This is a genomic window from Allomuricauda sp. ANG21 (genome assembly GCF_040705235.1).
Classification (GTDB): Bacteria; Bacteroidota; Bacteroidia; order Flavobacteriales; family Flavobacteriaceae; genus Flagellimonas; species Flagellimonas marina.
Window position 1 is genome coordinate 356,278 of sequence record NZ_JBFCVT010000002.1, and the last position, 21,802, is coordinate 378,079.

Sequence of the window (21,802 nt, forward strand, 5' to 3'; positions counted from 1 at the left end):
CTTCAGTTTTTTCATCAGAAACAACCCCAGAAGCAGACAAATAAATAATCCCAAATAAACGACTGTGACTGTATAAAAGCCAAACAAATAGTAAGTGTCATAAATATTGACGCTGAATAAATGGTTTGGAACGAACATCCATAATAGTAGCAAAGCGACTAAAATGACTATACCAACTCTGAAAAACTTATTTTTAAAAATCATCTTCTAAATTTTTGCTTATTAAGGGCTAACGTATGGTTCATCCAGAAACAAACAATTAAATCTTGTCATATTATTATATCCAATATTGTTAAATCCTATTCCTGGGACTCTCTTTTCTAAAATTTTATTTTCAATCCTTTTAAGCCCAATATTATTTAAAGTTTCTGAAATTTTTATTTTCAATCCTTTAAAACTACTAGGGAAAGTATTGAAATCATATTTGTAGAATGCAGTATCAACCTTGTCGCCTAATACTACCTTCGAAAAATCTCTTTCTATATAATAAATACAATAGATAGGTAATAAGACGCTGATATTGCAGCAAACAGTTTTTATTATTTTATTAGGGAGTTCTTGTCTGTACTGAAAATTAAAGGCCCTATCATTAAAACTAAAATTAGTGCTATCTAAGAATTTCATCTTTAAAGAATCTAACGATGCATAACTTTTCAAAATTTCTTTTATCTCATTTATTGTTTCAGATTTTTCTGCATTTTGAATTGCTTTTTTTAAAGATTTATACTCAATTGAGTTTGTATATTCATCAGAAAATACATCCTCGATGCCTTTAGGATAATAGTTATATATGTAGTCGTCCAATATCATAATTAATCACAGTCTCCAGTACCAAATAAGTTGGTCTTATAATTGGTAGCTGAAAGGTTTCCTGAATAGTTAAATTGTACTCTACCTCCTCCTCCAGTATAATCTCGATAATTTTTAACAAGCAGTTCTCTAAACTGAATTGCAATAAAAGAATCGGTTACAGTGGTATTAGAATACCTGTCCACAATTTGATCCATTGTAATACTAAGTATTTTTGCTGATAGTTCAGCAGCAGAGCCAGCACTTAAATTACCCCCAATAGAATAATTTGATGGAAGACCGAACAAAACAGGTTGGGTAATAGTTACTGCATTTGCAAGTTTTGCTCCCTTTGGACTAATTAATACAATTTTAAAACGTATTCCCTTTACCGCGGCTTCCTGCCAAAGAGAGGTTGTATTTCTAAAATTAAAACTTTCACAGCTAGGTTCAATCTCTTCCTTAACCTCATTGATGGGGACACTCACCCAACCTTCAGGGCAGTCATTTTCCTCTTCTTTGGATAAAGTACCCGATTTCTGATCTTGATTTTGGTCCTTATCTTTTTCTCTCGGCATATACATGGTGCCTATGCCTCCATAGACAATACCCGTCGTAGAGTTGTTTGAAGTGCCAAAATTATTATTAACCGAAATGTGTGTTCTTGTCACACTAACTGTTGCTCCTGATGTATTTGTTGAGCCTGTTGTTGAAGAACCTCCGCTAGTTCCCCCTGAAGATCCAGAGCCATTAGTACCTGCAACCGTATTATCCTTAACACCAACATCCTGAAAACAGGCTACGCCAGAGGTTTCCTTTGAAAGCAATCCAGATATGTTAGCAAATGCATCAAGTGAGTATATGTTCACACTTCCATTGAACCTTTTGTCTTCGTCTTCTGCATATGTTAAAATATCGCTGCCATCGGCAAACATATACTCAACAACAAATGGAGCGATTGGGTTCCCATCCACTCTTTTGGTAACTACAAAGTTATAGAATTTTGTTGTAGATGGGTTATTTGACTTTATTACAATTGAATAGCTATCATTGCCAATAGAGTCCTTGAGTTTTAGTACATCTTCTTCATCAATCCAGAAATCAGTATCCTCCTTTTCCGAGTACGAACTAGCAATGCGAATCTTGCCAGAGAAACCTTCTAATGCTTCGGATATTTCCGGTATTGAGTTAAAATCAACTTCTTCAACCAGGGTCGTTGGGTTATTTTCGTCTTGGTTGGTGTCTAAAAGCAAGGCCTCCTCTTTTTCACAAGAAAAAACCATAAGAAACAGGAAAATTGAAAGCACAAATTTGCCAATTGAAATTTTTTTCATGGTCACATTTTTAAATGATTAACAATAAAATACGGGGGAGGTTGACGAGATTGTTGCCAAATCAATCAAAAGTGGTTTATTATGGTTGGGTGAAAACCTTAAAAATACTACGGGTTTTCCTTAAAATGAAATAAAAAACCCTTCCAAATCAATGACTTGAAAGGGTTTAAGTGGTCCCACCTGGGCTCGAACCAGGGACCACCTGATTATGAGTCAGGTGCTCTAACCAACTGAGCTATAGGACCAAATTTTTGCGGATGCAATATTAGTGTTTATTTTGCTTTACCGCAAGGTTTTAACGCAGCTACCCCGCTTTTATTTCCTGACAAAGCTCCACCAACACCCCGTTTGTACCCTTGGGATGCAGGAAGGCCACCAGTTTGTTATCCGCCCCTTTTTTGGGTGTTTCGTTCAAAACCACAAACCCTTCTTCTTTCAATCGAGTGATTTCAGCAACAATGTCATCCACCGCAAAAGCAATATGGTGAATGCCCTCGCCTTTCTTTTCCAGGAACTTGGCAATGGGGCTTTCTGGGTTTGTGGCCTCCAGCAGTTCCACTTTATTGGGTCCCGATTTAAAAAATGAGGTCTTTACCCCTTCCGAAGCCACTTCTTCCATTTTATAATGTGGAACACCCAAAAGTTTGGCGAACAAACTATTCGATGCTTCCAAATCCTTCACGGCAATACCGATGTGTTCAATTTTGTCCATGGCCTTTATGTTTTGTTGTTTCTAGTTGCTTTCAATCACGGCACCATCTTCACGATACAAATCCGCCTCCCCGTCCAAAAGAAGGGCAAGCACCGTCATGTTTTCATCCAAAACATGATCAGGTACTTTAATGTACTTGATTCCTGGATATTGACTCCAATAAACCTTTCCCACCACCTGATGTTCCAATTTGGCGCCCTGACCCACTACCCAAATCCGGTTAATGTTGTTTTTAAGTCCACGAAGCACCACTTCACCATTAGGGTTTCCTTTTACAAAAAGATACAAAATCTGTTTGTCCTTGGACAAAGTTGATGGACCATAAAAATGTTCTTTGGGAATGCCGGACTCAGTTCCATAAATAGCTTCATGATGTTTGTTCACCCATCGGCCCAACCCCTTCATTAAGCTTGCTTGTTCTTCGGGAATGCTTCCATCGGCCTTTGGGCCAATATCCAGCAACAAATTGCCTCCATTTGATATGACGTCGGAAAAAACACCAATGATTTGGTCCACTGTTTTGTAGTTCTGGTCTGTTTTCTGATATCCCCAGGAATCGTTCATGGTCATACAAAGCTCCCAATACTTGTTTTTAGGCCGTGTTATGGGCATTCCTTGTTCGGGAGTCGCGTAATCACCATGTCCTTTTAGCCTGGAATTAAGGATGGTGTTTGAATTTTTGTCCAAGAGCATCTCCCTAACTTTTTGGGCTTGCCACTCCTCTGCACTATGTTCCCAATCTCCATCGAACCAATATAAATCGGGATTGTATTGCTCCGAAAGTTCCTTAAGCTGACCATGATAGTACTTTAAAAAGGTGTCCCACCGTTTGGGTTCGTCGGAGATTTTATATCGAATTGAATCGCGGGTAAAATGGGTATAGTCCGAATACGACCAATCTGGCAGCGAATAGTAAATCCCCACTTTTAGTTCATTGTCCCGAAGCTTTTCAACAAAAGGTGTGAGTACATCTTTTTTGGATGTTGCGCTTTTTACGGCATTTAGGTTTCCATATTTAGTGTTCCACAGCGCAAAACCATCATGGTGCTTGGCCGTAATCACTGCATATTTGGCGCCACTCCCTTTAATCAAGTCCACCCATTGGTTTGGATCATACTTTTTAGCAGTAAAGCCTTGGGTTTGCTTTAGGTAATCCTCATGCGAAATGTATCCGTTGTAAAAAGACCATGATTCATCTATCCCATCCACAGCATACAACCCCCAATGAATAAAAATACCCAACTTAGCATCCTTGAACCATTGCATTTTTTGTTCTTGGACCAAAATTGAATCATTGGTCTGTGCATTTGTTGTTACTGTCACGAGGACCGTTAACATCGTGAGGAAAGTCTTGATCATCTTGTTTGTTTTGTGCACCAAGGTATTTTCACTTCAAAAAAGACCTGCTAGAGCAAAAATAGTATTGTAGGCAAGATGGCAAAGGTTTTGGAAAGTTTCAATTACTTTCGACGGGCAACCCTTAAAAAACCATGAAAATAGGTATCTTGAGTTAACAAAGCTATGGGATTGGGGCTGAATTCGGTAATTTTGCGTCATGGAGGAAACACAACGGCAAAAGAAAATAGCGGGAATCATTCAGAAAGACTTGGCAGATATCTTGCAACGGGCCGCCACGGACGGTGGATTAAAAGGAACTTTGATTTCAGTTACCAAAGTGTCCGTGACCACGGATTTGTCCATCGCCAAAGTGTATGTGAGCATTTTTCCCAATAAAAATGCCAAGGAATTGCTGGACGGCATCAAGGAAAATCAGGTTGCTATTCGTTATGATTTGGCCCAACGCACCAAGCACCAATTGCGCCGTGTGCCAGAACTCAATTTTTATTTGGACGATTCCTTGGAATACATTGACAAGATTGAAAAATCGCTAAAAGGCGAAGAGAATCCCATTGAGAATCGAGATTTGCTTGATAAACGAAAGAAATCCTGATTTTGAATTTTCCGCTGTATATCGCTAAACGTTATCTGCGCTCAAAGAGCACCCAAAATGCGGTAAACATCATTAATTTTATCACTTTTCTGGTGATTGTCATCGGGTCTGCTGCCTTATTTATTGTGCTTTCGGCCTTTGCCGGATTAAAAACCTTCAGCCTCTCTTTTTCCAACACCTTCGACCCAGATTTAAAGGCGCAACCCACGACAGGAAAGTATTTTTCCATCACAAGGGATGAAGAAAGTGCACTGAAAAAGGTGCCCGGCTTAGCCAATTATTCCAAAGAACTGGAGGAGCGGGCCTATCTCACCTTCAAGGAAAAAAGTTGCATCGCCTACATCAAAGGAATTGATGAAAATTATAGGGCGGTAACCGGAGTGGACAGCACCCTCTACTTTGGTACTTGGGGTGAAATGGAATACAATGGTGTTATGGGGATTGGAATCTACAACCAACTTGGTGTTCCCATTGACAATTACCGAAGTCCCATGACCGTTTTAGTGCCAAAACCGGGTAAGGGTTCACTGGCCCCGCAAGGGCTTAACGCCTCCAAGCCTTACAACCAGCTTTCTTTGGTGCTAAGCGGAGTGTATGCCGTGGAGGAAAATCTGGATAAAAAATATCTGTTTGCGCAACTCCCACTGGTTCAAGAATTATTGGAACGGGACAGTACTGAAATTTCAGGTATCAATTTTAAATTGGATAGCGAAGCGTCTGTTGATGAGGTGAAAAATTCCATCAACACTATTTTAGGGGATAAAGTTTTCGTCCTTACCCGACAAGAGCAGAACAGTACGTTGCACCGCATGCTGAAAACCGAGAATCTAGCCACCTACCTCATTTTTACGCTGGTTTTGATCATTGCGCTTTTTAACGTGGTGGGGGCCATCATCATGATGATTTTGGACAAGCAACAGAATTCAAAAACGTTGTTCAGCTTAGGAACTACCCTAAAAGAATTGAGAAGGATTTATTTTATCCAAGGACTTTTGGTCACTTCGTTGGGTGGACTTATTGGTGTTTTGATTGGGTCTTTACTGATTGCTTCCCAATTGGCGTTCAGTTGGTTGAAAATTACGCCTTCTTTAGCATATCCAGTGGAATTTAATATTATGAATGTGCTATTGGTATTGGCCACCATTGTGGTTTTGGGCTTTATCTCATCCAAAATTGCGAGCAGCCGAATTACCAAAAAGTTGATTATGGATTAGGCAAATTGGAAATCGCCAAACTTTTCCAACACCTCATCAAAAGCGGCAAAAACATCAGCAGAATCATCACTGGTCACCATTTTCATCCGATATTCCTTAAAGTGGGGAATCCCCTTAAAATAGTTGGTGTAATGCCTTCTGGTTTCAAAAACCCCTAGTTTTTCACCCTTCCAATCGATGGACATTTGCAGGTGTCTACGGGCAGCTTCCACACGTTCTTCCATGGTAGGTGGAGCCAAATGTTCGCCTGTTTTAATATAGTGTTTTACCTCCTTGAAAAACCAAGGATATCCGATACTGGCACGGCCAATCATGGCGCCATCCAGACCATACTCATCCCGCATTTTTACGGCGGCTTCGGGGGTGTCCACATCACCATTCCCAAAAACAGGGATGCGCATTCTTTGGTTGTTCTTCACTTCGGCAATGGGTCTCCAATCAGCTTCACCTTTGTACATCTGTACCCGGGTTCGGCCATGGATGGAAATAGCCTCAATCCCTACATCTTGCAGTCGTTCCGCGACCTCAACAATTTTAATTGAATCAGAATCCCAGCCCAATCGGGTCTTGACGGTAACAGGAAGTTTGGTCCGCTTTACGATTTCTTCGGTTAATTTTACCATCAGGGGAATATCCCGTAAAATTCCGGCTCCGGCATTTTTGCACACTACTTTTTTTACAGGACAGCCAAAATTGATGTCAATGATATCTGGGTTGGATTTTTCAACAATGTCCACGGCCTGCAGCATGGAGTCCAGCTCCGCACCAAAAATTTGGATGCCCACGGGGCGCTCCTTCTCATAGATATCCAGTTTGATGACACTTTTGGCGGCGTCCCTGATTAATCCTTCAGAAGAAATGAACTCCGTGTACACCACATCTGCCCCTTGTTCCTTGCACAAAGCACGAAAAGGAGGGTCACTCACATCTTCCATCGGCGCTAGCAACAATGGAAAATCAGGAAGCTCTATGTTTCCAATTTTTGGCAATTCTTTTGTTTTTTGGACTGCAAAAGTACAAAATACCCCAAAATCAACACATTACTCTTCGCGTGCAAGTCGATCTCGTTCTTTTTTCTCGATGGCCCGTTGATTGTCCTGCAGTTTGAAGTTTCCAAAATTATAGGTAAAGCCCACCCGAATAAATTGGTACTCCGCCCGTCTTCGATAGAAGTTGTCCTGATTCAGATAGTCAGAGCGGTAGGTGGCGACCCATCTTTCCAAAAGGTCTTCCGCAGCGATTGAAATAACCGCCCTATTGTTGAACAACGACTTTCGCAGGCCAAGGGTGAGGTTCAATTGTTCATCCGAAATATAAGATCCATATAAAAAATTGGAGATGTAGGTCATGGTAACCTCTCCGGTGAAGCTTCCATCCTTGGAAAGCGTTACATAATTGGCCAAATAGCCATAGACCCCATCCACCTCATTGGTGTACTCCACATCGCCACTTTCAACGGCCAAAAAGGTTTCTTCTTCATGAAATAGTGAGGTGTATGCGTACACAAACCAAGAGGGTAAAATGGTCTTGCTCAAGGTAAAGTCCAATCCGTAGGATTTGCTTTCCAACACATTTTGCTTGAGCTCCACCAAGGTTTGATTATCGTTGTCCTGAAACACCAGATAAGCAATATTGGCTCCGTTGTCCCGATAATATACATCAAAGAAATACTCACTGTTAAGGGTATAGTTCAGGTTAAAGTTGTTGCTAAAACTAGGCCTTAACCGTGGATTCCCCTCTTCATAATCATTCTCATTGAAGAAAAACCGAAATGGGTTGAGGTCATTGTATTTGGGTCGGTCCACATTTCGTCCATAATCAAAGGAAAAGCTATGCTTGTCCGATGGTGAATAGAGCAGATACAAAGAGGGAAAAGGCTCAAAAAAATCTTGGGTGTTGATCTCGTTCAGGGTCAATGAAACCCCTTCCGCTTGGGTAAGTTCGCCCCGCAAGCCCAGTTTCATGGACCACTTATCCCAGTTTTTCACAAAGCTGAAATAGGCGGCATACACATTTTCATCATACGTGTAGTCATCAGAAAGGGATGCGTCAACCGTATTGCTAGAGCCATTAAAGTTGAAGAAATCCACATTGCTTTCCGAAGCAATAGAAGAAACCTTAGCGCCAGTTTCTATGGAGGCATTACCCATGGGCGTTGAAAAATCCACCTGCCCCGTGTAAATCTCAATATCTTGATGCGAATCAGAATCAAAACCAAAATCCCGCAGAAAACTGCCATTGGCATCAAAATAATCAGATGCCAAATTTTGAAAAGATTGCCCATCGTAATAGGTGTAGTGCCCATTGAAGCTCAATCGAGCTCCGGGTTTTTTCAACTTATGAACGTAGCTCAGGTCAAACGCCAAATTGGTATTGTCCATGGTGGCATTGTTCACAGTGGTAAAGGTAGAATCCAACTGAAATTGGGCATTGCGCATATCGTTGCTCAATTGGGTCTGCTGCTCCTGATTGGGATTAAACAATAGGTTGGAGGTTACATTTATGCTGTTGTTATCATCAAAATCATAGTCCATGATCAGGTTGGCGGAATGCGATTGCGTTTTTGTGACCTGATTGTATTGTGTGTCCCAGCGTGAAAATATGGCATTGGTATTATCTATAAAATTGATGCCCTTATCCGTTTTTCGTAGCTCCTTTTGGGGATTGATGGTGTAGTTGGCAAAGAGATTAAGCTTATCCGTTTTGTAATAATGGCTGGTCCCAAAATTGAACTTTGGAAAAACAGCTTGGGTATAGGTTCCGTTGATACTGCCCTTATACCCGGGAATGATATTTTTGCTCGTGATGATATTGAGAATGGGGCCACCTTCGGCATCGAACTGGGCAGGTGGATTGATCATAACCTCCACCGATTTAATGTTCACCCCAGAAAGCCCCTGCAACAAATCTTGCACCTCCTGACCGGAGAGTTGCACCGCTCTTCCATTCAGATAGACCCGTGCACTTTCTCCCCGGACCAACAATCGGTCATCATTTACAATGACCCCTGGTGTGCTTCTTAAGATATCCCAAGAGGTGCCTTGGGAGACAATCGTATTTTCAACTGAAAAGACCAGTCTGTCTGGTAATCTTTGGAGTTTCGGACGCTGAGCAGTAACCACTACCTCGTCCAGCTCATTGGTTTCAAGTGGAATTATCAATGCCCCAAGGGAAACGTCTTGTGCAATATCCAATGCTCTAGGTTCGGAACCCCGGCCTACATAACTTGCTTGCAAAAGATATAAATCGGCATCAACTTCCGTAAGTCTAAAAAAACCATTGTCGTCTGCAGAGGTGCCTTTTACAAAAGTGGTATCAGATGCTTGTAACAACAAAATGTTGGCAAAAGGGATTACCTGGTTTTGTTCATCCACAACCTTTCCCGTAATCTGAAAGGTCTGCCCACTCAGGTGGTTGACCATAAAAAACACCAATAAAACAGTGCAGGTGAGGTTTTTCATTTGAGGCAAGGTTGAACATCAAATCTAATAAAATATTTTAGAGCGATGTAAACCCATTCTCTTATTTGCAAAAAAGCATTCGAAGGTATATAAAACAATTATATTTGCAGTTGCTAAGTAGTCCACTATTGTTGACCAACTGTTGATATGGAGAAGATTAGGAATTTTTGCATCATTGCGCACATTGACCACGGAAAAAGTACGTTGGCAGACCGATTGTTGGATTTTACCGGCTCTGTGACCGAGCGTGAAAAACAAGATCAGTTGTTGGACAACATGGACTTGGAACGCGAACGCGGGATTACCATTAAGAGCCATGCCATTCAAATGGAATATGTGCACGAAGGGGAAACCTATATTCTCAACTTGATTGACACTCCCGGCCACGTGGACTTTTCCTATGAGGTATCTCGGTCTATTGCCGCCTGCGAGGGTGCCCTTTTGGTAGTGGACGCCGCACAAAGTATTCAAGCACAGACTATTTCCAACCTGTATTTAGCTCTGGAGAATGATTTGGAAATCATTCCCGTACTCAATAAAGTGGACTTGCCCAGCGCCAATCCAGAAGAGGTAACCGATGATATCGTAGATCTTTTGGGATGCAAACCCGAAGAAGTGATTCCAGCCAGTGCCAAAACAGGAATTGGTATTCAAGACATCCTAACCGCTATTATTGAGCGTATCCCTGCTCCAAAAGGAAACGTGGATGAGCCCTTACAAGCTTTGGTTTTTGACTCGGTCTACAATCCATTCCGAGGGGTTGAAACTTATTTTAGGGTCATTAATGGAGAAATCAAAAAAGGACAAAAGATAAAATTCGTTGCCACCAAAAAGTCCTATGATGCCGATGAAATTGGAACATTGAAGCTAAAGCAGGTTCCAAAAAACAAAATATCTGCCGGGGATGTGGGGTATTTGATCACTGGAATCAAAGATGCCCGCGAGGTAAAGGTGGGGGATACCATTACTGATGCTGCCAATCCCACTAAAAATCCTATTGAGGGATTTGAATATGTAAAACCCATGGTTTTTGCCGGAATCTATCCAGTGGATACCGAAGATTTTGAAGAACTGCGTTCCTCCATGGAAAAACTGCAACTCAATGATGCTTCATTAGTCTTTACGCCAGAGAGCAGTGCCGCTTTGGGCTTTGGTTTCCGTTGTGGGTTTTTGGGAATGCTTCACATGGAAATCATCCAAGAACGGTTGGAGCGTGAGTTTGATATGACGGTGATTACTACGGTGCCCAACGTTAGCTACCACGCTTTTACCACCAAGGACACCGAAACCCCGGTCATTGTTAACAATCCTTCGGATTTACCCGACCCTTCCACTTTGGATAGGGTTGAAGAACCTTATATTAAGGCAACAATTATCACCAAATCCGATTTTGTGGGGAACGTAATGTCGCTTTGTATTGACAAACGTGGACAAATCGTGAACCAGACGTATTTGACCACAGAGCGGGTGGAGCTCATTTTCGATATGCCCTTGGCTGAAATCGTTTTTGATTTTTACGACCGATTGAAAACCATTTCAAAAGGATACGCCTCTTTTGACTATTCGCCAATAGGTATGCGAGTATCCAAACTGGTCCGAGTGGATATACTTTTAAATGCCCAGCCCGTCGACGCTTTATCTGCATTGGTCCATTTTGATAATGCACACAACATTGGGAAACGGATGTGCGAAAAATTGAAGGAGCTCATCCCCAGACAACAGTTTGATATTCCCATCCAAGCTGCCATTGGTTCCAAAATCATTTCCAGAGAAACCATTAAGGCCTTGCGAAAAGATGTTACCGCCAAATGTTATGGTGGAGATATTTCGCGTAAACGAAAACTGCTCGAAAAGCAGAAAAAGGGGAAAAAAAGGATGCGCCAAGTGGGCAATGTGGAAATTCCGCAGCAAGCATTTATGGCTGTTCTTAAATTGAATGACTAGGAAATTCCACGTCAATACTCCAAACCGAATAAACATTCTCTTGTAACAATTAGGGTTTATTATTCCCTAAAAGTATTGTGCAGCAATCCCTGCTGTGCTGGAAATTGACGAATGCGTCGATTCAATTGATACATCGATGAAAAGCGTGTCCGGGTTCGGATAGGTTTTAAGCTGGTTCTTTCTCCTCGGCAAATCGTTTGCCCAAATAAACAAGTTTAAAGCCTTCGCCCTTAGGCTGAAAATCCTTGCTGTTGGCGGGAATGATTTCTATGCTTCCATTGGGGTGTTTGGTGAAAACAGGAATGATATCGCCCTCTTCTTGACTAGTATCTATAAGTTTATCGTAGTGTTCCTTGTCCTTTAGGTCAATCTCATGGATGGCAGGATATTTTCTAACCGTATCCATGAGTTTTATGAAATCATCCGTATGTGAAAAGAGTCCTTCCTTTGGATTGTTCTGTGGGTCATTGACCTCCTCGGTATTCACCAATCGGAAAGCCCCGTTTTCCCCAAACTGTTTTTGAAATTTATCAATGGCAAATTTATTGATGTCCGAGTTTCCGGTGAGTGCCATAAGATAACCCATGTCGTTCAGTTCAATATTATCAGCCAAAGTATCAGAAAATATATTGGCCGTAATGGCTTCCAGCCCTAACTTTTTGGCTTTATCCACATTGGTTTGGTTATTGTCAATCAAGACCACGTGCCTGTTGTTCTTTCGCAGATAATTGGCGATCAAGCGGGATAGTTTAGACGCTCCAATAATCAAAATACCTTCGGACTTCTTCAAGAAAACACCCACCAATTTTGCGAAGATTCTAGCCGTTGTGGCATTCAACAACACCGTTCCCAAAACAATCATAAAGACCAAAGGGGTAATATATTCCGCTCCGGGCTCACCTCTTAAAATCAGCTTGGAGCCAAAAAGCGAAGCAATACCCGCAGCAACAATACCACGGGGCCCGACCCAGCCGATAAAAAGTTTTTCATTGAACTTTAAGTTAGAGCCATGCGCACTTAAAAACACGCCCAGTGGTCTAATTATAAAAACGATAACGGCAAATAGGGCCACAGTGTCCCAGTTGTAGATTAGCTCCATATCGCTGATATTGATATTGGCCGCCAAAAGAATGAAAAGGATGGATATGAGAAGCACGCTCAACGATTCCTTGAAGTACAACAGTTCCTTTAAATTAGGGAGGTTCATATTGCCCAAAACCATTCCCATGACCACAACAGCCAAAAGTCCTGACTCATGGGCGAACAAATCTGACTCCACATAAACCAGAAGTACGGTTGAAAGAGAAACCACATTCAATAGATAATGCGGAATAAAATCGCGTTTTATGGCAAAGGCCAGCGCATGGGCGAATGTAAACCCGAAGGTAGTGCCAAAAAGTATGATCTTTCCAAATTCCACCAGGGCCGTTTGCGTAAAGGCCTGCCCTTCACCAACACTGATGAACTCAAACACCAAAACCGCTACTAATGCACCAATGGGGTCAATAAGGATTCCTTCCCATTTTAAAACTGTGGAAACATCTTTTTTGAGGGGTATATTTCGTAAAATAGGGGTTATTACCGTTGGCCCGGTGACGATAATCAATCCAGAAAAAAGAAAAGATATTTGCCATGAGAGTCCAAATATATAGTGTGCGGCTACGCCTGCTCCAAAAAATGTCACAACAGTGCCAATTGTAATCAGTTTTGTGATTACGGGACCTACGTTTGATATTTCGGCTCGTTTTAAGGTAAGGCCTCCCTCAAAAAGGATTACACTAATGGCCAAAGACACAAAATAATAGAGCCCCTCTCCCGGAAATAATCCTTTTTCCCCTGTCCAAATGGGTTCTATCAGTTTTGAACCGTCCTCTGTGTACAAAGTGGATATGGGCCCAACCAAAAGACCTATCAATATTAAAGGTAAAATGGCTGGCAATTTAAAGCGCCAAGCCACCCATTGTGCAATAATGCCAAGAATGATTATTCCTGCAAGTTCGAGCATCCGTCAAGTTTTGTTGAAATTTACAGTTTTTCTTTTAGATTGTCCCCAATCCAAAAACTTAGAGTTTTCAAGGATCGGTGTACTAGGTTTCCCCAAGTAAGTTTCCACTCATCAATTTTGTTAAAATAGGGCCAATAAATTCCTATTTTTTAGCCATTTGCATTGTGCTTTTCTTATTTTGCATGCCATTTGCTTTCTAAATGACGATTTATCCTGTAGAGACTGGTAATTTTAAGTTGGATGGTGGTGCCATGTTTGGTGTAGTTCCAAAATCGATATGGAATCGTACCAATCCTGCTGATACCAATAATATGATTGATTTGGGCGCCCGATGTCTTTTGATCGAGGACGGAAACCGACTTATTTTGGTTGATAACGGTTTGGGCAACAAACAATCCGAAAAATTTTTCAGTTACTACTATCTCTGGGGAAATCATTCATTGGACGAATCTTTGGAAACGTTGGGGTTTCATAGGGATGATATTACCGATGTTTTTTTGACCCACTTGCATTTTGACCATTGTGGTGGTAGCATTCAATGGAACAAGGACCGAACGGGCTACGAACCTGCTTTTAAAAATGCCAAATTTTGGACCAATAAAGACCATTGGGAGTGGGCCACCAAACCCAATCCACGTGAGAAAGCCTCTTTTTTAAAGGAAAATCTGTTGCCCATGCAGGAGAGCGGACAGCTTCACTTTGTGGAGCAACACAAAGATGCCTTTGTTGAAAATTCTGAATTGGGCTTCGGAGTTCATTTTGTTAACGGGCATACAGACAAGCAAATGCTCCCGCATTTGACCTACAAAGGCAAGACTATGGTTTTTGTGGCTGACTTAATTCCCACTGTGGGGCACATACCGTTGCCTTATGTGATGGGATACGACACCCGACCTTTGCTTACCATGAAAGAAAAAGCAACATTTCTCAATAAAGCTGCTGATAATGATTGGCTTCTGTTCTTTGAACATGATGCCCACAATGAACTCTGCACCTTAAAGCATACAGAAAAGGGGGTACGACTTAACAAAACGTTCTCTTTTAATGAAATATTCAATTCGCAATAAAGTTTTACATTCTATATCTTATTATTTATGAATCGCACATATAGCAAACTATCTTTCCTGTCTCTTTCCGCTTCACTTTTCCTGATGGGATGTGGAGCCACTTCTTTGGTTTCAACCCCAGTTGAAAATATTGATACGGTACCGCTCAAGATTACCGACCTCACCGAAACTGAGAGAAAAAACTGGGGGCATGCCGACCTGATTATGGACACCATACCCGGAATGAGTGTGGATAGGGCGTACAAGGAAATCATCAAAAATAAAAAAGGAAAGACCGTCATTGTGGCCGTAGTCGATTCTGGAATTGATTTGGAGCATGAGGATTTAAATGACGTATTATGGACCAATACCGATGAAATTCCGAACAATGGAAAAGATGATGATGGCAATGGTTATGTTGATGATATTCACGGCTACAATTTCTTGGGTGATTCGTATAATGAACAGTTGGAATATGTGCGAATGCTTCGTCTAAACATTGGAGACGCCTCGGAAAGAGCCCAAGCAAGACTTTTATTGGACAAGGAGTACCCAGAGGCACTTCAAAACAAACAACAATACGAACAAATTTATCAAGTGGTCAAGGGAGCCGATGCCGCAGTTAAAGAAAAGTTGGGGAAGGAAACCTATACCAAGGAAGATTTAAAATCCATTGAGGCCAAAACTCCGCAAATGGAACAAAGCATTGCGGTGCTGACCCAAATGTTCACGTATGGTGATGATATTCCCAGCGTTTTGGATGAGCTCAATGAAGGTATAACCTATTTCGCCGACCAAGTCAATTACAACCTCAACAAAGACTTTAATGGGCGAACCCCTGTTGGTGATGACCCTTATGACATTACCGATGTTCCCTACGGGAACGGCAACCCAAAAAACCAAGTTGAATCTGAAAGCCATGGTACCCACGTGGCTGGAATTATCGCCGCGGAGCGAAACAATGGTTTTGGAATGAACGGTGTGGCCCAAAATGTGGAAATCATGAGCATCCGCGCCGTACCCAATGGCGATGAATACGACAAAGACATTGCTTTGGGCATACGATATGCGGTGGATAACGGGGCTAAAATCATCAATTGTAGTTTTGGAAAGGCATTTTCTCCCGAAGCTGAATGGGTTTACGAGGCCATTCAATATGCGGCTTCACGGGATGTGCTGATTGTGCATGCCGCTGGAAACGACGGACATGATCTAGACGACCCAGAGAACCCAAACTTCCCCAACGATGCCAAACTAGGGCAGACCACCGAGTTTGTGGACAACCTTATAACGGTGGGTGCGCTTACCAGTAGCTATGGCTCAGATATGGTGGCCACTTTTTCAAATTACGGTAAACAAAATGTGGACGTTTTTGCGCCCGGCGATGATATTTACTCCACCCTTCCCAACAACACCTACGATTTTCAAGGAGGTACATCAATGGCAGCGCCGGCGGTTGCTGGGGTTTCGGCTTTGGTAAGGTCTTATTATCCAGATTTGACCGCCGCCCAGGTAAAAAGCATCATCATGCAATCTGGACTGTATTCCAAGGCCTCCGTTATTGTAGCGGGCGATGAAGCACAACCCACTACCTTCGATAAAATCTCAAAATCAGGAAAAATGGTCAATGCCTATAATGCATTAATTTTGGCAGATAATATTTCAAAAGGTAAAATGACCTTGAACAGCAATTCTAAATAAAATATGAAGCGTTTACTATCATTCTTTTTCACGGCAGTATCGGGAATTTCCCTTCTCTTCGCGCAAAACAATTCGTATTGGCAACAGCATGTGGATTATACCATGGATGTTGAAATGGATGTAAAGACCTATCAATATACCGGAACCCAAAAGTTGGTCTATACCAATAACTCACCTGATGTTTTGGACCGGGTTTTTTATCATTTGTATTACAACGCCTTTCAACCTGGAAGCGAGATGGATATTCGTTTGCAGAACATCAAAGATCCTGATAATAGAATGATGGAAAACGGCGTGAGCAGAATTTCAACCCTTTCCGAAAGTGAGATGGGTTACCTTCACGTGGAAACTCTCACCCAAGATGGACATGCCGTAACATTCACAGAAGAAGGTACCATCCTTGTGGTGGATTTGGCCAAGCCCATTCCCTCTGGAGGAAAAACGACTTTGGAGATGACCTTCAAGGGTCAGGTCCCTTTGCAGATTCGTCGTTCTGGGCGAAACAGTAGCGAGGGTGTGGCACTATCCATGAGCCAATGGTATCCCAAACTTTCTGAATATGATTTTGAGGGTTGGCATCCTACCCCTTATATCGCTCGGGAATTCCACGGCGTATGGGGCAATTTTGATGTGAAACTTACCTTGGACAAAGAGTACACCGTTGGTGGAACGGGCTATTTGCAAAACCCAGATGAAATTGGGCATGGGTACGAAACTCCAGGAACAAAAGTAAAGACAAAGGGCAAAACCCTTACTTGGCATTTTGTGGCCCCCAATGTCCATGATTTTATGTGGGCTGCGGACCCAGAATACATACATGATACGGTTAAAATGGCAGATGGGCCAACCCTTCATTTTTACTACAAGAACAATCCAGAAATCATCGAAAATTGGAAAAAATTACAGCCCAAAACAGAGGCTGCCATGCAGTTTTTCAGCAAGAACATTGGCAAATATCCATATGATCAATACTCCGTTGTCCAAGGTGGCGATGGCGGTATGGAATATGCAATGAGTACTTTAATTACTGGAAATCGTGAATTTAGTAGTTTGGTTGGGGTTATGGTACACGAAATGGCGCACTCTTGGTTTCAACATGTACTGGCCACCAATGAGTCCGAACATGAATGGATGGATGAAGGTTTTACCACCTTTATAAGCAGTCTTTGCATGAATGAAATTATGGAACAAAACAAGCAAAATCCGTTTGAAGGTTCTTATAAAGGGTACTACGCCTTGGTAAATTCTGGTTTGGAGATGCCACAAGCCACCCATGCAGATCGCTACACCACCAATTTTGCTTATGGTATTTCGGCCTATAGCAAAGGTGCCATTTTTCTATCGCAATTGGGTTATGTCATCGGTCAGGATAAGTTGATGGAAACCATCAGAACGTATTTTGATGAATTCAAATTCAAGCACCCTGTGCCCAATGATGTTATCAGAACTGCGGAAAAAGTTACTGGAATGCAATTGGGTTGGTACTTGACCGATTGGACAAAGACCACCAACACCATAGACTATGGTATTCAAAATGTAGAGGCTGATGGTGACAAAACCAAGATTACATTGAATCGGATTGGTGAAATGCCCATGCCATTGGATATTTTGGTTGTAGGTGCCGATGGAACTCAAAGCACTTATTACATTCCCCTGCGAATGATGTTCGGGGAAAAAGCAAATCCATACACAAATTTGGACAGGACTGTTTTGAAAGATTGGCCTTGGGCGTACCCAACTTATGAATTTACCATAGACATGCCTTTGGAAAATGTAACGGCCATTGTTATTGATCCCTCCCAGCTCATGGCTGACGTGGATGGCGAAAACAATGTTTATCAGGAAAATCCTTAGTATTAGTTTTCGGCCCTCTGCAGGGTCATAATTTTTGACATTGTGGACACCTTTGTAAACCGCTTCCCAAAAAAAGAAAAGCTCAAGAACAAAATGCTATTTGAGTCACTTTTCAAGGAGGGTAAAAGCGTTTCCCATTTTCCCTTGAAATTGATTTATCTCAACACCTCTTTTGAGGATGACTCAAAAATAAAGGTGGGTGTGGTGGCTCCCAAGAAAAAGTTTAAAAGCGCTGTTGACCGCAATCGCATAAAGCGTCTATTACGGGAAGCCTATCGACTCAACAAGTCCCTTATATTTAACAACATAGAAGGTAACTTTGCGTTCTTATTTTTATACCTTGGTAATAAGATGCCCAGTTATGCTGACATTGAAAGCGCCATGCAAAAGCTAATGGACGACTTTCTTAAAAGAGAATCCCATGAAAAGATTGATTAAAAAACAGGTTATAATTCCCCTCTTGGCCGTTGCCATTTTGGTTGGAGCAAGCAGTTTTAGTTTGAAAAGCGACTTCTTTGAAATCGCCAAGCAAATTGAAATTTTCACCACTCTTTTTAAAGAGCTGAACATGAATTATGTAGATGAGACGAATCCCGCAGAACTCATGGATTCTGCCATTAAAAGCATGTTGGACGAGCTCGACCCCTACACCCGTTTTTTAAACGAACAAGATGTAGAATCCTATAAAATCAACAACGCCGGGGAATATTCCGGGATAGGTGCATTGGTTCGATCCTATGAAAGCAAATTGCTCATCGTGGAGCCGTATAAAGGCTATGCCGCAGATAAAGCAGGGCTGAAAGCTGGGGATGAAATCATTAAAATAGGTGATACCAAGGTGTCCGATTTTGATGATGATGCCGGTGAACTGCTCAAGGGTGCCAACAATACCTCGGTAAATGTTACCTATGTGCGACAAGGAGAAACCAAAACGGCAAACATTACCCGTGAAGGTGTTGAGGTAGATGCGGTTCCTTTTTATGATATGCTCGATGAAAAAACCGGTTACATTGTGCTTTCCCGGTTTAATCGAAAAGCCTCTGACCAAACAAAATCAGCGTTACGGGACTTGAAAGGAAAAGGTGCTGAGAAACTGATTTTAGACCTGCGCGGAAACCCCGGTGGACTTCTTTCAGAAGCCATTAATGTGACCAATCTATTTGTTTCCAAAGGTGAGCTTATCGTTACCACAAAATCCAAGGTCAAAAAGTTCAACCAGGAATACAGAACCAAAAACCAGCCCGAAGATTTGGACATTCCTCTTGTTGTTTTGGTAGATGGAAAAAGTGCATCGGCCAGTGAAATCGTCTCTGGCGGGTTGCAGGATTTGGACCGCGCCGTGGTCATGGGAGCTAGAAGCTTTGGAAAAGGATTGGTTCAACGCCCTTTAAAACTGACGTATGGAACGCAGTTAAAGGTCACAATATCAAGATATTATACGCCTTCAGGTCGATGTATACAATCGTTGGATTATTGGAACCGTGATGAAGAGGGCAATGCAGTGCGCAATACCAATTTTCACGAATTCACCACCAAAAATGGTCGCAAGGTCTGGGACGGTGGCGGTGTAATGCCCGATGTGGTCATTAATTCTTTAAAGACAAATTCCCTCATCAATTCGCTTCAAGAAAACAATATTCTTTTTGATTTTGCCACGGATTTCTATTACGACCATGATTTTGGTTCTATTGATGATTTTACTTTTTCTGATGCCGACTACGATGCCTTTAAAAAATATGCCAAAGAGCAAAACTTCACCTTTCAAACCAAAACCGAAGAGTTGTTGGAGCAATCCATCAATACCGATGATGCGCTATTGGGCTCAGAAGTGCAAGAGAAGTACAAAGACCTTTTATTAGCTGTAAATCGTGGGAAAATCACCGCTTTGGACACCTTTAAGGAGGAAATAAAAAAGGGATTGGAAGACGAGATCATTACGCGCTATTTCTACCGTGAAGGGCTTTACAAACATTACTTAAACCATGATGATGCTATTTTGGCCGCCAAAACGCTTTTGGGCGATAGCGCCAAGTACAGTGAAATTTTGGAATAGCCGTTTGGGTTTAATCCCAAACAGATTGTTCATCAATCCGAAACAAGCAATCGTCAAATAGCCGGGGCTACGTTTTTCCCTGTTCGTTATTTTTTCTAAAATTTCGAGCATGCTTTACACCATTTTCACCCTAAGCCTTATAAGTCTTGTTTTACTGTTTTGGCTATATAAATTGATTTGCCATTGCTTTTTTAAGCCTTTTCATCTTTGGAAAAATCAGGAGAACAGCTCTGTTCCTTCGAAAGAGGCCACCATGCTTTCCATCAAAAAATTAAAGGATGGCAAGTTTCCCCTATTGGAAATTGAGGTTGTTTTTGAGAATTTTTCTGGATATCCAATCCAGCGAGGTTTACGGTTCAGGGACAGTAAACCCCATCTAAACCGATTCAAAAAAGATGGCAAGGTTCGGATTACGCTTGATCCGAATAAAAAGCCCAACCCTCCCTACTTTTTACATTCTGGAAAATATAAGGTTTCATTGATTTATATTTTACTCTGCAGTCTGTTTACCATAACCTATGTTGCTGGATGCTATTTTCTGATGGGAGAGGCTATTTCTCGCATAGTATCCGCTCCTAGATATCATGAGAATCTATTTTCCAATTCATCTGAAACTACCGAAACTTTGCTGTTTGTCAGTATAATTTTGATCGTTCTCAATTACATTTTAAAAAAAACAGGGCTGTTGACAAGCAAGAGGACCAAATCGCAAAATTGGGATTTGATGTATTATGGGCTGGGAACAATGGCCACGGTTACCTCCTACGAAGATACCGGTACACTTATCAATGAAAATCCTGTGGTAAAATTCAATTATACCTATGAAGATGAAGCGGGAAATACCCTGGTTGGAAGCGATAAAAAAATAGTGGGGAAACTGGAGGTTATTGGGCTACCGGACATACATGAAATTGAAATAATGTATTTGCCAAACAATCCTCAAGTGTCCAAGTTGATGGTAAATTTGCAAAAACAAAGCTTTCAAAATTTTGTGAACGCAATGTTCATGTTCTGCTTTTTTATCTTTTCGGTAATCTTGGTCGTGTCATTTTATAACGATATTTTCTAATCACCTTCTTTATAGTAACCAGAAATAAGATAAAGCGTATCTGATCGGAAATGGAACCCCATATATCCATACGTGTCAACCAGGCTGAAAATGCTTGCCGCTTCCATTTTTTTAGGGTCAATTTTCATGGACTTGACAAAATCTGCCTTTTTCATTCCGATTTTAATTCCTTCACAGACCGTAAGTTTTGGTGTCGTAATTTTAACCTCATGGCCACCAAAGTCGTAAAAGCTTATTTCTGTGTCCTTGTAGGTAATTGTAGTATATAAATATGGTCCCTGTTCATCATCAACATACTCTTCATTCACTTCAACGCCAACACCCAAAAGAGTTTTAATGGGTTCCAATTCCAATGAGAAATCATAGGGGTTGTAAAGGAGCCCCTTTTCATCATCAACACTATATTCCGCTATGTCTTGTTCTTCTGTTCCCGAATTAATCGCGTTGGAATTTTCTTTGATTTCTTCTCCAACAATTAAACTAGAATCAGCTTTGTTAGTTTCTTCTTGACTCTTAGAGCTCTTCTTAGGGTTACAACTTAAAACAAGCATGGTTAAAATAAGGGTATATCTCAGCATGATAGAAAAGGATTTTTGTTTCAGCCAACTTAACATCAACACAAGAATAAATGGAATATAAATTGATCTATCACCTGTTTGGATTTATAAA

At 41.4% G+C, this 21,802-nt stretch carries 17 protein-coding genes and 1 tRNA gene; 9 read left to right on the forward strand and 9 right to left on the reverse strand.

Annotated features, from left to right (window positions below; translation table 11 throughout):
- Positions 1–222: 222 nt before the first annotated feature.
- The 5 genes from AB1A65_RS03950 to AB1A65_RS03970 form a co-directional block, all read right to left on the reverse strand.
- Positions 223–810, reverse strand: a complete 588-nt coding sequence (locus AB1A65_RS03950; RefSeq protein ID WP_366585850.1) for a hypothetical protein — start codon at positions 808–810, stop codon at positions 223–225.
- Between the two features lie 2 nt (positions 811–812).
- A complete protein-coding gene (locus AB1A65_RS03955) occupies positions 813–2,123 on the reverse strand; it encodes a hypothetical protein (RefSeq protein WP_366585852.1) in 1,311 nt (436 codons plus the stop codon).
- A gap of 171 nt (positions 2,124–2,294) precedes the next feature.
- Positions 2,295–2,368, reverse strand: a tRNA-Ile gene (locus tag AB1A65_RS03960).
- Between the two features lie 59 nt (positions 2,369–2,427).
- Entirely contained in the window at positions 2,428–2,835 is a 408-nt protein-coding gene (gene mce, locus AB1A65_RS03965; protein WP_366585854.1) for a methylmalonyl-CoA epimerase, read from the reverse strand.
- A gap of 21 nt (positions 2,836–2,856) precedes the next feature.
- Entirely contained in the window at positions 2,857–4,194 is a 1,338-nt protein-coding gene (locus tag AB1A65_RS03970) for an alpha-L-fucosidase (RefSeq protein ID WP_366585856.1), read from the reverse strand.
- A 196-nt stretch (positions 4,195–4,390) separates the two neighbouring features.
- Between AB1A65_RS03970 and rbfA the strand changes: the two genes are divergently transcribed.
- Both rbfA and AB1A65_RS03980 read left to right on the forward strand, forming a co-directional pair.
- Positions 4,391–4,786, forward strand: a complete 396-nt coding sequence (rbfA, locus tag AB1A65_RS03975; RefSeq protein WP_366585858.1) for a 30S ribosome-binding factor RbfA — start codon at positions 4,391–4,393, stop codon at positions 4,784–4,786.
- A 2-nt stretch (positions 4,787–4,788) separates the two neighbouring features.
- A complete protein-coding gene (locus AB1A65_RS03980; RefSeq protein WP_366585860.1) occupies positions 4,789–6,000 on the forward strand; it encodes an FtsX-like permease family protein in 1,212 nt (403 codons plus the stop codon).
- On the opposite strand, the gene dusB is transcribed toward AB1A65_RS03980, so the two are convergent.
- Together dusB and AB1A65_RS03990 are read right to left on the reverse strand one after the other, a co-directional pair.
- Positions 5,997–6,989, reverse strand: a complete 993-nt coding sequence (gene dusB, locus AB1A65_RS03985; protein WP_366585862.1) for a tRNA dihydrouridine synthase DusB — start codon at positions 6,987–6,989, stop codon at positions 5,997–5,999. The two genes, AB1A65_RS03980 and dusB, sit on opposite strands and share 4 nt — an antisense overlap.
- A gap of 51 nt (positions 6,990–7,040) precedes the next feature.
- The gene (locus AB1A65_RS03990) at positions 7,041–9,461 is read right to left on the reverse strand and encodes an outer membrane beta-barrel family protein (protein WP_366585864.1); all 2,421 of its coding nucleotides are present in this window, start codon (positions 9,459–9,461) and stop codon (positions 7,041–7,043) included.
- A 147-nt stretch (positions 9,462–9,608) separates the two neighbouring features.
- Between AB1A65_RS03990 and lepA the strand changes: the two genes are divergently transcribed.
- A complete protein-coding gene (gene lepA / locus AB1A65_RS03995; RefSeq protein WP_366585866.1) occupies positions 9,609–11,405 on the forward strand; it encodes a translation elongation factor 4 in 1,797 nt (598 codons plus the stop codon).
- A 166-nt stretch (positions 11,406–11,571) separates the two neighbouring features.
- Here lepA and AB1A65_RS04000 read toward each other — a convergent pair whose 3' ends face one another.
- On the reverse strand, positions 11,572–13,410 hold the full coding sequence (locus AB1A65_RS04000; RefSeq protein WP_366585868.1) for a sodium:proton antiporter: 1,839 nt from the start codon (positions 13,408–13,410) through the stop codon (positions 11,572–11,574).
- 200 nt (positions 13,411–13,610) lie between these two features.
- Here AB1A65_RS04000 and AB1A65_RS04005 point away from each other — a divergent pair, with 200 nt between their 5' ends.
- The 6 genes from AB1A65_RS04005 to AB1A65_RS04030 all read left to right on the forward strand — a co-directional run bounded on the left by AB1A65_RS04005 (position 13,611) and on the right by AB1A65_RS04030 (position 21,133).
- On the forward strand, positions 13,611–14,477 hold the full coding sequence (locus tag AB1A65_RS04005; RefSeq protein WP_366585870.1) for an MBL fold metallo-hydrolase: 867 nt from the start codon (positions 13,611–13,613) through the stop codon (positions 14,475–14,477).
- A gap of 27 nt (positions 14,478–14,504) precedes the next feature.
- Positions 14,505–16,157, forward strand: coding sequence for a S8 family peptidase (locus AB1A65_RS04010; RefSeq protein ID WP_366585872.1), 1,653 nt, complete (start codon positions 14,505–14,507; stop codon positions 16,155–16,157).
- A 3-nt stretch (positions 16,158–16,160) separates the two neighbouring features.
- The gene (locus tag AB1A65_RS04015) at positions 16,161–18,011 is read left to right on the forward strand and encodes a M1 family metallopeptidase (RefSeq protein ID WP_366585874.1); all 1,851 of its coding nucleotides are present in this window, start codon (positions 16,161–16,163) and stop codon (positions 18,009–18,011) included.
- A gap of 42 nt (positions 18,012–18,053) precedes the next feature.
- Positions 18,054–18,449, forward strand: coding sequence for a ribonuclease P protein component (rnpA, locus tag AB1A65_RS04020; protein WP_366585876.1), 396 nt, complete (start codon positions 18,054–18,056; stop codon positions 18,447–18,449).
- On the forward strand, positions 18,433–20,064 hold the full coding sequence (locus AB1A65_RS04025; protein ID WP_366585878.1) for a S41 family peptidase: 1,632 nt from the start codon (positions 18,433–18,435) through the stop codon (positions 20,062–20,064). The genes rnpA and AB1A65_RS04025 overlap by 17 nt, the downstream gene beginning before the upstream one ends.
- Positions 20,065–20,173: 109 nt before the next feature.
- Complete coding sequence (locus AB1A65_RS04030; RefSeq protein WP_366585880.1) at positions 20,174–21,133, forward strand: hypothetical protein; 960 nt, start codon at positions 20,174–20,176, stop codon at positions 21,131–21,133.
- Here AB1A65_RS04030 and AB1A65_RS04035 read toward each other — a convergent pair.
- Entirely contained in the window at positions 21,130–21,711 is a 582-nt protein-coding gene (locus AB1A65_RS04035) for a hypothetical protein (protein ID WP_366585882.1), read from the reverse strand. The genes AB1A65_RS04030 and AB1A65_RS04035 overlap by 4 nt on opposite strands.
- Between the last annotated feature and the right edge of the window lie 91 nt (positions 21,712–21,802).

Bases quoted from the DNA above. Each gene is read 5' to 3' on its own strand.
- AB1A65_RS03955 (WP_366585852.1), bottom strand. From the start codon at position 2,123: ATGAAAAAAATTTCAATTGGCAAATTTGTGCTTTCAATTTTCCTGTTT.
- AB1A65_RS04030 (WP_366585880.1), top strand. From the start codon at position 20,174: ATGCTTTACACCATTTTCACCCTAAGCCTTATAAGTCTTGTTTTACTG.
- AB1A65_RS03990 (WP_366585864.1), bottom strand. From the start codon at position 9,461: ATGAAAAACCTCACCTGCACTGTTTTATTGGTGTTTTTTATGGTCAAC.
- AB1A65_RS04010 (WP_366585872.1), top strand. From the start codon at position 14,505: ATGAATCGCACATATAGCAAACTATCTTTCCTGTCTCTTTCCGCTTCA.
- AB1A65_RS03970 (WP_366585856.1), bottom strand. From the start codon at position 4,194: ATGATCAAGACTTTCCTCACGATGTTAACGGTCCTCGTGACAGTAACA.
- AB1A65_RS03950 (WP_366585850.1), bottom strand. From the start codon at position 810: ATGATATTGGACGACTACATATATAACTATTATCCTAAAGGCATCGAG.
- AB1A65_RS04025 (WP_366585878.1), top strand. From the start codon at position 18,433: ATGAAAAGATTGATTAAAAAACAGGTTATAATTCCCCTCTTGGCCGTT.
- rbfA (WP_366585858.1), top strand. From the start codon at position 4,391: ATGGAGGAAACACAACGGCAAAAGAAAATAGCGGGAATCATTCAGAAA.
- AB1A65_RS04005 (WP_366585870.1), top strand. From the start codon at position 13,611: ATGACGATTTATCCTGTAGAGACTGGTAATTTTAAGTTGGATGGTGGT.
- AB1A65_RS04035 (WP_366585882.1), bottom strand. From the start codon at position 21,711: ATGCTGAGATATACCCTTATTTTAACCATGCTTGTTTTAAGTTGTAAC.
- AB1A65_RS04015 (WP_366585874.1), top strand. From the start codon at position 16,161: ATGAAGCGTTTACTATCATTCTTTTTCACGGCAGTATCGGGAATTTCC.
- AB1A65_RS04000 (WP_366585868.1), bottom strand. From the start codon at position 13,410: ATGCTCGAACTTGCAGGAATAATCATTCTTGGCATTATTGCACAATGG.
- mce (WP_366585854.1), bottom strand. From the start codon at position 2,835: ATGGACAAAATTGAACACATCGGTATTGCCGTGAAGGATTTGGAAGCA.
- lepA (WP_366585866.1), top strand. From the start codon at position 9,609: ATGGAGAAGATTAGGAATTTTTGCATCATTGCGCACATTGACCACGGA.